The organism is Pseudomonas sp. GW821-FHT11D10 (assembly GCF_058808435.1).
On record NZ_JBXARR010000011.1, the window covers coordinates 150,111 to 164,376 of the forward strand.

A 14,266-nucleotide genomic window follows, 5' to 3' on the forward strand; every position below is an offset into this window, starting at 1 on the left:
GGCCCCCGTTTTTTATTGCTCGAACAGTGCTTTCTGGCCTTCCGGCGAGGTCAGCATGCCGTCGCCGTTATGCCCGACGCCGGGCACTTCGATCAGGCGCTGATTGACCCCTTCAGGGTGACGACGCAGCAAGTACCCGAAAAACAGCTTCCCGCGCTCCAGTCGATAAGCCCCCTGGGCTTTGGCGGCGCAGCTCTTGTCCAGCGCCGGATGTTGCGGGTCAGTGTCCTGCTGGCCCAGCAGATAAATCACCTCGCGTTTGACGTAACGGCCTTCAAGCTGCGCGGGCGTTTGCCCACCCGAGTAGATCGGCGGATCCACCAGGCCGTACTTCCAGCGGTTGAAACCGGGGCATTTGGCATGATCGAAGGCCACCGGGCGTTGTTCATTGAAGTAGGCGTACGACGACGGGTTGGCCACCACGTAACGCAAGCGAATGCCTTCGGTCTTGAGCGCCGGTTGTTCCTGGGCCAGCAGCGCATAACGCTGTACCACCTGAGCGCCGCCGGAGTGACCGAAGATCACGATCTGCTTCACGTCCGGAAACTGCTTGCGATCGCTCAGCCGCCCGACGATTTCGTCCAGTGCGGCGTAGGAACTCAGCGGGTTCGGCCCTGTGGATAACCCGCCGCCCATCCAGTCGTTGCCTTGCCAGCGCAGAACGGTGGCGGGTAACGAGTAGAGCGACACGTCGCTTTCGTTGAGAAACTGCGGGGCGATCACCAGGGTGTTGGCGGTTTGCCCGGCCAGTTCCGCCGCGACTTCGCCGCTTTTGCGATAGGTCTCGGCGTTGCGCAGGCGGCCATGAATGACGATCAGCACGCGCTCGATTTTCGCCGGCGCCGGGCCGATGCCCACCGCCATTTCGCCGGCCTGCAATTGCAGGCGCCCGGGACTGATTGCGTCGACGCCGGTCGCTTGGGCGGTGCCGGCGATGAACAGTAAAGCCAACAGCCATTTATGCATTTACAGGTTTTTCGCCGCAAAGGTATCGCACTGGCCGACCTGGCCCTGGGCGAATCCGGTTTTGAACCAGCGCACCCTTTGCGCCGACGTACCGTGGGTAAACGAGTCCGGCACCACACGGCCCTGACCCTGTTGTTGCAGGCGATCATCACCGATGGCGTTCGCCGCGTTCAAGGCTTCTTCGATGTCGCCCGGTTCCAGCCAGTTCAGACGCTTCTGCGCGTTGTAGGCCCAGACCCCGGCCAGACAATCGGCTTGCAGTTCCTGACGCACCAGCAGACCGCCGTCACCTTCCAACTGCCGGCCTTGCTGACGGGCTGCCTGAATTTTCGCCGAGACGCCGAGAAGCGTCTGCACATGGTGTCCGACTTCGTGAGCGATCACGTAGGCCTGAGCAAAGTCGCCGGCAGCCTTGAAGCGCTGGGACATTTCCTGGAAGAACGCCATGTCGAGATAGACCTTCTGGTCAGCCGGGCAATAGAACGGGCCGGTGGCCGAGGTCGCCAGACCGCAGGCGGAATTGACCCGGTTGCTGAACAGCACCAGGGTCGGATCCTTATATTGCCGGCCGGCCTGCTGGAAGATCGCGCCCCAGGTGTCTTCGGTGTCGCCGAGGATCGAGCGCACGAATTCGGCCTGTTCATCGTTGGCCGGCGGTGCCTGACGGGTTTGCGAAGTCGGTGCGACTTGCTGTGTGCCTTGGCCGGTGAGTTGGCCGAGGATCTGCAGCGGGTCCTGGCCGGTGATCCAGCCGATGCCGACGATCAGCAGGATCGCCCCGAGGCTCAGGCCCTTGCCGCCGCCGAAGCGCATACCGCCACCACCGCCCATGTCATCGCCACGGGCATCGACGACGTTGTCACTGCGTCGGCCTTTTTTCCATAGCATGTGGGAATCCTCGTCTGTGCAGGTGGAGAGTGTGTGTGGTGATGAGTGTTGCTGGTGTGTGAGTGTGGCGCCAGTCCGGTCGTCCGTCTATTCGCACACACGCACAAAGGCCCGGCCTCGGGGTGACGAGGTCGGGCCTGTTATTGACGAGCGCGAGCGCCGGGAATTCAATCCGCCGGCGGATTTCTTTCGCCGGGTCCGGTGTCAGCGGTCGAAGGCATCCCATACCGGCGCGAAGTCCGGGCTCACCTGACGTTCGCGCTTGGACAACGCGGCGATCAACGCCCGGTCGTCATCGTCCAGTTGAACATTCAGCGAGGCCAGGTTGGCCAGTTGATTGGTCTTGCTGCTGGCCTTGGGAATCGCCGCGACGTTGTCCTGATCCAGCAGCCACTTCAGCGCGACTTGAGTCGGCAGCACGCCGTGTTTTTCGGCGATCTGCTGAATCTGTGGAATCTCCGAGACCTTGTTACGCGCCAGCGGCGTGTAGGCCGTCAGCGCCAGATCGTGTTGACGGGCGTAGTCGAGCAGGGCGTTTTGTCCGAGCAGGACGTGGTATTCGACCTGGATCGCTGACAGAGGAATGCCGTATTCCTCGACGACTTTGCGCAGCAGCGGCAGCGGAAAATTCGCTACACCGATGTTGCGAGCCAGCCCCTGTTCCTTGAACGACGCGAGGGTTTCGAGGGTGCGCGGCAGATTCCAGTCGGTGGTCGGCCAATGGATCATGAACAGGTCGACGTACTCGCTGCGCAACGCCTTGAGGCTGCGATCCAGCGAATGACGCATGGCATCCGGTTGCAACTGGTCCCACCAGACCTTGGTGGTGACGTGGATCTGCTCGCGGGGTGTCGGCGTATTCGCCAGGGCCTGTCCGACTGCGTCTTCGTTGTTGTAGGCCGCCGCCGTGTCGATGTGGCGGTAACCCAATTCCAGCGCTTGCTCCACGGCGCGGGTGCATTCGTCGCCGAGCATCGGCCAGGTGCCGAGGCCGAGTTTTGGCAGGTTCAGTCCTTGTCTGTTAACGATGTGCTGCATGGTCGATCTCCTGTTCGAAAGCCGTGACGCCCGCCATGTGCCGGGCTGCGATGTAACCGAAAGTCAGCGCCGGGCCGAGGTTGATCCCGCCCGCCGGATAATGCCCGCCCATGATGCTGGCCATGTCGCCACCGGCGGCGTAGAGCCCGGCGATGGGCCGGTCTGCGGCGTCGAGCACTTGCGCGTGCGTATTGACCTTGAGCCCGGCGAAGGTGCCGAAGCAGCCCGGCTGCACCTTCACCGCGTAGAACGGGCCTTGTTCGATAGGCGCCACGCACAGATTGGGCTGTTGCGCGGGATCGCCCTGTTTGCGGTTGTACGGCGTCGAGCCGCGACCGAACAGCGGGTCTTCGCCGTGCAGGGCATGGTGGTTGTAGTCATGGAGAGTGGCGCGTAAACCGTTCGGATCGATGCCGCATGCGGTGGCCAATTCCTCAAGGGTATTACCGGTTTTCAGATAGCCGCTGCGGATAAAACCTGACACCGGCACCGGAAACGGCCGAGACATGCCGAGCCCGTAACGACGCTGGAACGCACGGGTGCAGATCAGCCAGGACGCGACTTCTTCGCCTTCGGGGGCGGCGGCGACCATGGCGCTGACGTAGTCGTAATAGCCGTTGGCTTCGTTGACGAAGCGCTGGCCGTTGCGCAGTACGCCGATGATCCCCGGTTTGCCGCGTTCGATGATGTGTGGGAAATGGCCGATGCTGCCGTCGGAATGTGGCACTTGCGAGACCGGTGCCCAGGCGACTGGCGAAGCCACATCGGTGTTGACCCGGCCCCCGACGGTTTCACCCAGTCGCAGGCCATCGCCATTGATTGCCGGCGGAGGCAGCGCCCAATGCTCATGACCGGTGGGCGTGCGAGGGAACAACGCTTTGCGCCGCTCGATGTCATTGGCAAAACCGCCGGCTGCGAGCACCACGGCTTTGCGGGCATGGACAGTGACCGGGCCTTTTGCGGTATTCACGCGAGCGCCGGTGATGCGTGAATCGTCGCGCAGCAGTTCCGTCACTGGCGCCGACTCCCACAGCAGTACGCCGAGGTCTTCGGCGGACTTCGCCAGCCGCGCCACCAGCGCCACGCCGTTGACCAGTTGCATCGCCCGGCCGTGCAGCGCCAGGTCCAGCAGATGGCGAGTGAAACGCCGGGTCACGTGCCAGGCCGCCGACAACGAGCGGGTCAGATTGAGAAACGCCGACAGGTCCGCACCGGCCATGATCGGCATGCCCATGAACGATGTTTCGCGCATCGTTGTACGAAGGCGCTTGAGCAGGCGCCCGACCTTTCGTCCGTCGTAGGGCGCGGCAATTACCGAGCGTCCGCCGGTGCCGGCGCCCGGTGTTTCACCGTGGATGTCGGCGATGGCGTTGCCGTCGGCGAATTGCAGGGCGGTGTGCTGCTCGAAGAACGCCACCATGCGCGGGCCGGCTTCAAGGAAGGCGTCGATCATGGCCGGGTCGTAATGCTCGCCGAGTTCGTGGCGCAGATAGGTGCGCGGCAGTTCCACGTCTTCCACGATCCCGGCGCGCCGGGCCAGCGGATTGCACGGCACCCACGCCCAGCCGCCGGACCACGCGGTGGCGCCGCCGAACACCGGATCTTTTTCCACCACGATGACCTTCAAGCCATGCCAGGCGGCGGTGACGGCGGCCGACAAACCGGCGGCGCCGGAGCCGACCACCAGAACGTCGCAGTCGATATCGGGAAGGGCAGACATCAGCAAGGGCTCCAGCAATCAATTTTTTTTAGAATCATGTTCCAGAAAATAACCAGTGCGGGCGAAACAGATCAACCGACTGACGCGCAAAGTGGGCGGTTATCGGACGCCGGGTTCCAGATTTCGCATTCCTCGGGATGTCTTCTAGAATCGGCGAAATTTCACCGAGAGCGCACCATGGCCGGCAGTCAAATCGAACGGGTTTTCAGCGTGCTGGAAAGCCTTACCAGTGATCCGCGCGGGCTGCCGATGCAGACCCTGGCCGAGCAACTGGATATTCCGAAGAGCGCGACGCACCGCCTGCTCGCCGAACTGATCCGCCTGGGTTACGTGCGGCAAAACCCGGAGACGTTGCGCTATCACCTGTCGACCAAACTGGTTGCGATGGGCTTTCAGTACCTGTCGAGCAGCGGTGCCGACATCGTGCAGCCAGTGCTCGATCGGCTGGCCCAGGAAACCGGTGAGCTGGTGCGTCTGGGGGTGATCGACGGCGAGCGCCAGACCTGGATCGCCAAGGCCCAGGGCGCCCGCACCGGCCTGCGTTACGACCCGGACATGGGCCGCGATGCGCCACTGTTCTACACCGCGTCGGGGCATGCGTGGCTGGCGTGCATGAGCGACGCCGAGGCGTTGTCGCTGGTCGAGCGCCAGGGCGCGGAGGTGCCGGCGGACATCGGGCCCAACGCGCCGCGTTCCAATATTGAACTGCTCGAACGCCTGCGCGTGGCCCGCGAACAGGGCTATGCCTGTGTGGAAGAAAGCTCGGCGGTCGGCACTTCGGCGATTGCTGCCGTGGTGAAACATCCTGCCGATGGCCGGGTGATTGGCGTGCTCAGTATTGCGGGACCGAGTGCACGGATGCCGGGGGCGCGATTGCATGAACTGGCGCCGTTGCTGCTGACGTTTACCGAGGAATTGTCGGCAGCCAGCCTGGCCTCGGAGTTGTTCGTTTAAGCAAAGCTGTGCGCTGTTCGCCCACTTTTCAGTCGAGCGGGTGTGAGAATCTGGAACCGGGTTCTAAATTGTTGGTGGAGTGAGTTTTCCCACAACAATCACAAGAGGATCGCACCTTGAACCCGCCCCTTCGAATCGCCTTGATCGGCGCCGGTAACATGGGCCAGCAACATTACCGGCACCTGAAAAATCTCACTGAGGCCACGTTATGCGCCGTGGCTGATCCCGGCCCTCAGGCACCGGCCCTGGCGGCGGAGTGGGGTGTGGCGCATTTTGCCGATCACCGTCAGATGCTGGAGCAGAACCGGCCAGACGCAGTGATCGTCGCCAATCCGAATAATCAGCACGTCAGCACTGCGCTGGATTGCCTCGCCGCTGGTGTTCCGGTGTTGCTGGAAAAACCGGTGGGCGTAAACCTGGATGAGGCGCGGGAACTGGTGGCGGCGGTGAAGCGCAGCGGCGTGCCGGTGCTGGTCGGTCATCATCGGCGGCACAATCCGTTGATCGTGCGGGCCCATGAACTGGTCAAGGGCGGAGCATTGGGGCGGCTGACGCTGGTGACTGCGTTGTTCCAGTTGCGCAAACCCGACCACTATTTTGAAACCGCGTGGCGGCGCGAAGAGGGCGCGGGCATGCTGCTGACCAATCTGATCCACGACCTCGATCTGCTGCGTCATCTGTGCGGCGAAGTACGTTCGGTGCAGGCGATCACCGACCGTTCGGTGCGCGGTTTCGCCAATGAAGACAGCGCGGCGATTCTGCTGCAATTCGATGGCGGAGCGCTGGGCAGCCTGACCGGATCCGATGCGGTGGCGGCGCCGTGGAGCTGGGAGTTGAACTCCGGGGAGAACCCGGCCTATCCGCGTCAGGCCGATCAGCCTTGTTACTTGCTGGCGGGAACGGCCGGTGCCTTGAGCATTCCGCAACTCAAGCGCTGGCAATACAGCGCTGATCAGGTGGACGCCGGGTGGCATGAACCGATGCTGTCGGTCGACGAACCGTTCACCCCTGACGAAGCGCTGCGGTTGCAGTTGCAGCATTTCGTCCGCGTCGCACGACGGGAGGTTGAACCGCTGGTGAGTGCCGCCGACGCTGCCCGCACCCTGGCGCTGGTCGAGGCCATCCGTGAAGCAGCGGCGAGCGGTCGCGCCACCGAACCAGCGCAGATCGAGGCCTGAACATGAGCGAACGAATTCTGTCCCTGGCCAGCCTGACCGTGCTGGAGCTGTCGCCACCCGACATGGTCGAGGTCGCGGCCCGTGCCGGTTACAGCCATGTCGGCCTGCGGCTTGAACCGGCGACACCCGAGGAATATCACTTCCCGTTGGTAGCCGATGGCGGTTTGCGGCGTCAGACCCTGGCGCGTTTGCGTGACACCGGGATCGGCGTGCTGGACGTGGAAATCCTGCGTTTGAAACCGCAGACAGTGGTTGCGGATTTCGAGCAGCTGCTCAGCGTCGGCGCGGAGTTCGGTGCCAGTGAGTTGCTGGTCGCCGGTAACGATCCCGACGAACAGCGGCTCACCGATAATTTTGCGACGCTCTGCGATCTGGCGGCGCCCTACGGTTTGCATCCGCATCTGGAGTTCATGCCGTGGACCGATGCGCGCAATCTCGAGCAGGCGTTGCGCATCGTCGACAACGCCAGGCGCGAAAACGGAGCGGTGCTGGTCGATGCGTTTCACTTCGACCGTTCCGGATCGCGGCTGAAAGATCTGGCCGGTGTGCCAGCCTCGCGGCTGCGCTATGCACAGTTGTGCGATGTTGCCGGGCCGAGGCCGACGGACATGGCCGAGATCTTGCGTCAGGCCCGCAATGAACGACGGTTTCCCGGCGAGGGCGATTGTGACTTGAGCGGCTTGTTGCGCAGTCTTCCGGCTAACCTTCCCCTGAGTCTGGAAATTCCCACGGTCAAATTGCTGGAGCAGGGCGTGAGTGGTTTGCAGCGGGCGCAAATGGCGATCGACCGGACACGGGAATTGTTGGCCCGGCTTTAAGTTTGCTTCAAGGGGCGAGGGCGCACGCGTCCTCGTCACCGTTTATTTTTCATTCAGAGAGAGCCAATGACCGTCAGCACTCCGCTTTCCGGCGTCAACCAACCCTTCAAGGGGATCTTGCTGATTGTCGTGGCAACCTTCCTGTTCTCCAGCCACGACGCGCTGTCGAAATACCTTTCGGGTTTTTATCCGATCGTCATGGTGGTGTGGGCGCGGTATCTGGTGCACACGCTGCTGATGGCGGGGATTTTCCTGCCGCAGTCCGGGCTGCGGGTGCTGCGCACCAAACGCCCGTTGTGGCAGTTGGCGCGGGCGTTGTGCCTGTTGGGCACCAGCCTGTTTTTCACCACGGCGTTGCTGTACATCCCGCTGGCCGAGGCCACGGCGGTCAACTTTCTTGCGCCGGTGCTGGTGACGGCGCTGTCGGTGCCGCTGCTCAAGGAGCGGGTGACGCGCGGTCAGTGGATCGCGGTGGTGTGCGGGTTCATCGGTGTGCTGATCATCGTCCATCCGGGCGGTGACTTGTTTACTCCGGCAATTCTGTTGCCATTCTGCTCGGCGCTGTTTTTCTGCTTCTATCAGTTGCTCACCCGCAAGCTCGCGGAAATCGACAGCCCGACTACCAGCAACTTTTTCGCCGGGTTGTGCAACACGCTGGCGATGAGTGCGCTGGTGCCGTTCTTCTGGCAGGTGCCGAGTCTGGGGCATGCGCTGTTGATGCTGGCGCTGGGCAGTTGCGGAATGACCGCGCACCTGTTTTTGACCCAGGCATTCCGCCATGCCGCACCGGCGTTGCTGGCGCCGTTCGGTTATTGCCAGATCGTGTTTGCGGGGCTGTTGGGTTGGTTGCTGTTTGCTCACACGCCGACCCTGATGACGGTGATCGGGATCGCGGTGATCTGTTGCAGCGGGCTGGCGGCAGCGTGGCAGCAGAGCCGGCGCTGAAAACGTGACCGGCCTGAAATCAGGCCGGTCGGTGCAGGAAGGCTTCTCAGTATTGAAGGGCTACTCGGTGACGGTAGGAATCTTGCGCGGTGCCATGAAGTACATCCAGGTCAGGGCAATGAAGTACATGGCTGGAATCAGGGTGAACAGCACGGTGTAGTTGTTATTGGTGACGGTCAGGATGTGGCCGACGATCTGGGTCATGAACATCCCGCCGATCGCCGCGCACATGCCGCCGAAACCGAACACCGTGCTCATCATGTGCTTGGGCGTGTAGTCCATCACCAGGCTCCAGATGTTCGCCGTCCAGGCTTGATGCGCGCCGATGGCCAGGGAGATGGCGGCGACTGCAACCCACAGGTTGGCGGAGCCGGCGGCCATCACCACGCCGATGATGCAGCAGGCGAACAGGAACATCGACAGCAGCCGCGCCTTGATCGAGTTCATGCCGCGACCGATCAGGAACGAAGACAGAATCCCGCCGCCCACGCTGCCGAAGTCGGCGGTGACGTAGATGATGATCAGCGGAATGCCCATCTGGGTGACGTTGATGCCCAGGTTGTATTGCTGATTGAGAAACGGCGGCAGCCAGTACAGGTAGAACCAGAACACCGGAGCGGTCAGCGAGTAGGCGAGGGCGAAGGCCCAGGTGCCGCGCATCCGCAGGATTTTCGAGAACGGCACGCGGGCCTGTTCCGGTTCGACTTCTTTCTGGATGTATTCCAGCTCCGACTGTTTAACGCTCGGGTGATCTTCCGGGTTGAAATACTTCAGGCCCCAGAACAGCAGCCAGATCCCGCCCAGTGCCGACATGCACAGGAACGCGGCCTGCCAGCCCCACACGTGAAGGATCAGCGGCAGCAGCATCGGGGTGAACATCGCGCCGACGTTGGTGCCGGCGTTGAAGATGCCGGTGGCCACTGCACGTTCGCCAGCCGGGAACCACAGGCGCGTGGTCTTCACGCAGGCCGGGTAGTTCGCCGCTTCGGTCAGGCCGAGGATGAACCGGCAGACCATGAAGCCCACTGCCGAGGTCGCCAGGCCGTGGGCGCCGGTGGCCAGGCTCCAGAGCAGCACCGCGCAGAAGAACACGCGCTTGACGCCGACCCGGTCGATCAGCCGTCCTTGCAGCACGAAGCCGATCGCGTAGCCGACCTGAAACCAGAAGTTGATGTTGGCGTAGTCCATCGCCGTCCAGCTCATTTCCTTGGCGAGGATCGGCTGCATGACGCCGAGGGCGGCGCGGTCGATGTAGTTCAGGGTGGTGGCGAAAAACACCAGCGCCAGCATGCCCCAACGGGTCTTGCCGACAGCCATGGCGCCGCGGATCTTGTCGCCGATGCCACCCGTGGCAGTGCTCATGGCCGGAGCCATGCGGGAAGTCTGTGAAGGAATCATGTGTTCCACCCGTTTTTGGATTTGTTATTTGGTGTGCTTTTTTTGTGCACGCTGCGACCGGTGGTTCAGTTCCGGACTCAAGGTGAGATGGATGTTGGGCAGTGGACGAAAAATCGTCAATTCGCCAAACCGGCATTGTGTTCGATAATCGCACGCAAAACTAACCGGGTAGTACACTTTAAATTGCTCAATGATAAACCGGGACCAATAATTCGCTCACCCTATAAAAGCGGCGCAATTTTCGTAGCCGACGTCTCCACCGGGAGTTGAAACATGCAGCGATCCATTGCCACCGTCTCCTTGAGCGGAACCCTGCCGGAAAAACTCGAAGCCATTGCCGCCGCCGGGTTCGACGGGGTGGAGATTTTCGAGAACGATCTTCTGTATTACGACGGCAGCCCCCGGGAAATCCGGCAGATGTGCGCCGACCTCGGAATCGCCATCACGCTGTTTCAGCCGTTCCGCGATTTCGAAGGCTGCCGCCGCGATCGCCTGGAGCGCAATCTGGAGCGGGCCGAGCGCAAGTTCGACCTGATGCAGGAACTGGGCACCGACCTGGTGCTGGTCTGCAGCAACGCCTCCCCCGACAGTATCGGCGAGCAACAGATCCTCATCGACGACCTGCGCCTTTTGGCTGAACACGCCGGCGCCCGTGGCCTGCGCATCGGTTATGAAGCGCTGGCCTGGGGCCGTCACGTCAATACTTATCAACAGGTCTGGGACATCGTGCGCCAGGCCGATCACCCGGCCCTCGGCGTGTTGCTCGACAGCTTTCACACCTTGTCGCTCAAGGGCGATCCACGGGCGATTGCCGAAATTCCCGGCGACAAGATTTTCTTCGTGCAGATGGCCGACGCGCCGATCCTGGCGATGGACGTGCTGGAGTGGAGCCGGCATTTCCGCTGCTTCCCGGGGCAGGGCGAATTCGATCTGCCGGGCTTCCTCGCACCGATCATTCAGAGTGGTTACACCGGGCCGTTGTCGCTGGAAATCTTCAACGACGGCTTCCGCGCCGCGCCGCCTCGGGCCAATGCGGCCGATGGTCTGCGTTCGCTGCTGTACCTGGAGGAGAAAACCCGTCAGCGTCTTGAGCAGGACATCCGTCCTGTGGATAACCGCGAAATCCTCTTCGAAACGCCGAAGGCCAGCGAATACAACGGCATCGAGTTTCTTGAATTCGCCGTGGATGAAAGCCTCGGCGCCAAGCTGTCGAACTGGCTGGAACGGCTGGGGTTCGTCAAGGCCGGCCAGCATCGTTCCAAGAGCGTCAGCCTGCTGCGTCAGGGCGATATCAACCTGATCCTCAACTCTGAACCCTATTCGTTCGGCCACAGCTTTTTCGAGGCCCACGGCCCGTCGCTCTGCGCCACCGCCGTGCGGGTCAAGGACAGCGCCAGCGCGCTGGCCCGGGCCGTTGCTTATAAAGGTCAGCCGTATCGCGGACTGGTCGGCCCCAACGAGCTGGAGCTGGCGGCGGTGCGTGCGCCGGACGGCAGCCTGATTTATCTGGTGGATCAGGAGGCGGATGTCTACGGCACCGACTTCAATCTGCTGCCGGATGCGGTAGCGCGCGGCGGCCTCAAGCGAATCGACCACATGGCCATGGCGCTGCCGGCAGACAGCCTCGACAGCTGGGTGCTGTTCTACAAGAGCCTGCTGGATTTCGAGGCCGATGACGAAGTGGTGCTGCCGGATCCTTACGGGCTGGTGAAGAGTCGCGCGCTGCGTAGCCGCGACAGTTCGATCCGTCTGCCGCTGAACATTTCCGAGAACCGCAACACCGCAATCTCACACGCGCTGTCGAGTTATCGCGGTTCCGGGGTGCATCACATCGCCTTCGATTGCGACGACATCTTCGCCGAAGTCAGCCGGGCGAAAGAGGCGGGCGTGCCGCTGCTGGACATCCCGCTGAACTATTACGACGACCTGGCGGCGCGCTTCGATTTCGATGACGAGTTTCTCAGCGAGCTGGCGTATTACAACGTGCTGTACGACCGCGACGCGCAGGGCGGCGAGTTGTTCCACGTTTACACCGAGCCGTTCGAGGGGCGCTTCTTCTTCGAGATCATCCAGCGCAAGAACGGTTACGCCGGTTATGGCGCGGCCAACGTCGCGGTGCGGCTGGCGGCAATGGCCAAATCACGCAGTGGCGCGGTTCGCCAGGCGAAGTTGTAGGAAATTCGTAAACGCGGGATTAAACACGGGTCGCGCGGCTTCCTTCACTGGGGCGCGCGGCCCATAATCGCCAGCCTGTGCAGTGATGGCCGTGAGCCCGCAATGACGATGACTTCAGAACTTTCCGCAGCCCCCGTTCTACCCGCGGTAGAGCCGCGCAAAAGTCGCAAGAACAACCCGGAAAAGACCCGCGAGAATATCCTGCAGGAGGCGATCGTCGAGTTCGTCCAGCAGGGGCTGTCCGGTGCTCGCGTCGACGCGATCGCCGAGCGCATCCACACCTCCAAGCGCATGATCTATTACTACTTCGGCAGCAAGGAGCAGTTGTACGTCGAGGTGCTGGAGAAGCTCTACGGTGATATCCGCAGCACCGAGAATCGTCTGCACCTGGCCGAATTGCCGCCGGTGGAAGCGATCCGGCGTCTGGTGGAATTCACCTTCGATCACCACGATCGCAACGTTGATTTCGTGCGGATCGTCAGCATCGAAAACATCCACAACGCCGAGTACGTGAAGCGTTCCGACGCGATCAAGGCGATGAACAACACCATCCTTGATTCACTGGGCGAGATTCTGCGTCGTGGTGCTGAAGAAGGGGTGTTCCGCGCCGGGCTCGACGCGCTGGACGTGCATCTGCTGATCAGTTCGTTCTGCTTCTATCGCGTGTCGAACCGCCACACGTTCGGTGAGATCTTTCAGATCGACCTGCCGGACGAAAGCATCAAGCAGCGTCATCGCGAGATGATTTGCGAGTCGGTGCTGCGCTACCTGCAGGCGTGATCGAAGTCGAGGGGGCGTCGCCCCCTCACGGTTTTATCCATTCATGCTTTGAAAATGCGCGAGCATCCGCTGCGCATCCGGCACCTTGCCGCTGAACAGCTCAAACGCCTTCACTGCCTGAAACACTGCCATGTTCCCGCCATCCAGGGTTCGGCAACCCAAGGCGCGGGCGTTGCGCAGCAGTTCGGTTTCCAGCGGGAAATATACGATCTCCGCCACCCACAACTCGGGTCGCAGCAATTCCGTCGGCACGGGCATGCCCGGCAGTTTGGCCATGCCCATCGGCGTGGTGTTTACCAGGCCATTCGCCTGACTCAGTGTGCTCGCCAGATCATGCCCGGCAACCGCGCGGCCAGCGCCGAAATGCTGGTTGAGGTTGTTGGCCAGACTTTCGGCGCGTTCGACGTCCACATCAAAAATGCTCAGTTGCTGTACGCCTTCGCTCAACAAGGCGTGGGCCACTGCCGCGCCTGCGCCACCGGCGCCCATCTGGACTACACGTTCGCGTGCGACGTCTGGCAGGCCGCGACGAAAACCTTCGGCGAAACCCAGGCAATCTGTGTTGTGGCCGACGCGTTTGCCGTCCTTCAGCACCACCGTGTTCACGGCGCCGATGCCTCGGGCTTCGGGAGACAGCTCATCGAGCAGCGGAATGATTGCCTGCTTGCACGGGAAAGTGATGTTCAGCCCGGTGTAGTTCATGCGTTCGGCGGCCAGCAGCAGGTCGGGCAGGGCGTTGCTGTCCAGTTGCAGTTGATCGAGATCGATCAGCCGGTACAGGTAACGCAGACCCTGTTCGTCGCCTTCGTGTTCATGCAGCGCCGGGGTGCGGGAGGCCTGGATGCCGGCGCCGATCAGCCCGGCGAGTATCACGTTGTTGCGGTTCATGCGGATCACCCCTTCAGCCGCTGGCTGAAATGTTCCAGAGCCAGGCGATAACCGTGGCTGCCGAAGCCGCACATCACCGCCGTGGCGATGGCCGAGACGAACGAGTGATGACGGAACGGCTCGCGGGCGTGGACGTTGGACAGGTGCACTTCGATCACCGGCAATTCGCTGGCAACCAGGGCATCGCGAATCGCTACCGAGGTGTGAGTCCAGGCGGCCGGATTGATGACGATGCCGGCGCAGCGCTGGCGGGCGCCGTGAATCCAGTCGAGCAGTTCGCCTTCGTGGTTGGTCTGGCGAAACTCCACGGCCAGGCCGAACTCTTCGGCGGCGCGCCCGCACAGGGCAGAGATGTCGGCCAGGGTTTCGTGACCGTAGGTCGCCGGTTCACGGGTGCCGAGCAGGTTCAGATTCGGGCCGTTGAGCACCAGAACGATAGGGGGCATGGGGGCAAACTCCACTTATTGTTTTTGGCTTGGGCCGAGGGTTTCGACCTGTGGAGTTAAATTGTACTAGAT

Annotated in this window: 13 protein-coding genes; 6 read left to right on the top strand and 7 right to left on the bottom strand. The window is 62.2% G+C overall.

Annotated elements, in window-relative coordinates; all coding sequences use genetic code 11:
* Window positions 1-12: 12 nt before the first annotated feature.
* The 4 genes from AC1RT4_RS26520 to AC1RT4_RS26535 form a co-directional block, all read right to left on the bottom strand.
* Complete coding sequence (locus tag AC1RT4_RS26520) at window positions 13-966, bottom strand: alpha/beta fold hydrolase (RefSeq protein ID WP_493089001.1); 954 nt, start codon at window positions 964-966, stop codon at window positions 13-15.
* Window positions 967-1,854: a KPN_02809 family neutral zinc metallopeptidase gene (gene ypfJ, locus AC1RT4_RS26525; protein ID WP_493089003.1), complete on the bottom strand. Its 888-nt coding sequence runs from the start codon at window positions 1,852-1,854 to the stop codon at window positions 967-969. It lies immediately after the preceding gene.
* A gap of 204 nt (window positions 1,855-2,058) precedes the next feature.
* A complete protein-coding gene (locus tag AC1RT4_RS26530) occupies window positions 2,059-2,892 on the bottom strand; it encodes an aldo/keto reductase (RefSeq protein ID WP_493089005.1) in 834 nt (277 codons plus the stop codon).
* Complete coding sequence (locus AC1RT4_RS26535; protein WP_493089007.1) at window positions 2,876-4,612, bottom strand: FAD-dependent oxidoreductase; 1,737 nt, start codon at window positions 4,610-4,612, stop codon at window positions 2,876-2,878. The genes AC1RT4_RS26530 and AC1RT4_RS26535 overlap by 17 nt, the downstream gene beginning before the upstream one ends.
* A gap of 177 nt (window positions 4,613-4,789) precedes the next feature.
* Here AC1RT4_RS26535 and AC1RT4_RS26540 point away from each other — a divergent pair, with 177 nt between their 5' ends.
* The 4 genes from AC1RT4_RS26540 to AC1RT4_RS26555 all read left to right on the top strand — a co-directional run bounded on the left by AC1RT4_RS26540 (window position 4,790) and on the right by AC1RT4_RS26555 (window position 8,507).
* Window positions 4,790-5,566 (top strand): IclR family transcriptional regulator, encoded by a 777-nt coding sequence (locus AC1RT4_RS26540; RefSeq protein ID WP_011336050.1) that lies wholly within the window; start codon window positions 4,790-4,792, stop codon window positions 5,564-5,566.
* 116 nt (window positions 5,567-5,682) lie between these two features.
* Entirely contained in the window at window positions 5,683-6,744 is a 1,062-nt protein-coding gene (locus AC1RT4_RS26545; protein ID WP_493089009.1) for a Gfo/Idh/MocA family protein, read from the top strand.
* Window positions 6,745-6,746: 2 nt separating this feature from the next.
* Window positions 6,747-7,562: a sugar phosphate isomerase/epimerase family protein gene (locus AC1RT4_RS26550; RefSeq protein ID WP_493089011.1), complete on the top strand. Its 816-nt coding sequence runs from the start codon at window positions 6,747-6,749 to the stop codon at window positions 7,560-7,562.
* A 66-nt stretch (window positions 7,563-7,628) separates the two neighbouring features.
* Window positions 7,629-8,507, top strand: a complete 879-nt coding sequence (locus tag AC1RT4_RS26555; protein WP_493089014.1) for a DMT family transporter — start codon at window positions 7,629-7,631, stop codon at window positions 8,505-8,507.
* A 60-nt stretch (window positions 8,508-8,567) separates the two neighbouring features.
* On the opposite strand, the gene AC1RT4_RS26560 is transcribed toward AC1RT4_RS26555, so the two are convergent.
* Complete coding sequence (locus tag AC1RT4_RS26560; protein ID WP_273897747.1) at window positions 8,568-9,905, bottom strand: MFS transporter; 1,338 nt, start codon at window positions 9,903-9,905, stop codon at window positions 8,568-8,570.
* 273 nt (window positions 9,906-10,178) lie between these two features.
* Here AC1RT4_RS26560 and quiC point away from each other — a divergent pair, with 273 nt between their 5' ends.
* Both quiC and AC1RT4_RS26570 read left to right on the top strand, forming a co-directional pair.
* Window positions 10,179-12,080, top strand: a complete 1,902-nt coding sequence (quiC, locus tag AC1RT4_RS26565) for a 3-dehydroshikimate dehydratase QuiC (RefSeq protein WP_493089017.1) — start codon at window positions 10,179-10,181, stop codon at window positions 12,078-12,080.
* Window positions 12,081-12,182: 102 nt separating this feature from the next.
* Complete coding sequence (locus AC1RT4_RS26570; RefSeq protein WP_007958797.1) at window positions 12,183-12,860, top strand: TetR/AcrR family transcriptional regulator; 678 nt, start codon at window positions 12,183-12,185, stop codon at window positions 12,858-12,860.
* Between the two features lie 33 nt (window positions 12,861-12,893).
* On the opposite strand, the gene AC1RT4_RS26575 is transcribed toward AC1RT4_RS26570, so the two are convergent.
* Both AC1RT4_RS26575 and aroQ read right to left on the bottom strand, forming a co-directional pair.
* Window positions 12,894-13,748, bottom strand: a complete 855-nt coding sequence (locus AC1RT4_RS26575) for a shikimate dehydrogenase (protein WP_262193918.1) — start codon at window positions 13,746-13,748, stop codon at window positions 12,894-12,896.
* A 5-nt stretch (window positions 13,749-13,753) separates the two neighbouring features.
* Complete coding sequence (gene aroQ, locus AC1RT4_RS26580; protein WP_011336043.1) at window positions 13,754-14,194, bottom strand: type II 3-dehydroquinate dehydratase; 441 nt, start codon at window positions 14,192-14,194, stop codon at window positions 13,754-13,756.
* Between the last annotated feature and the right edge of the window lie 72 nt (window positions 14,195-14,266).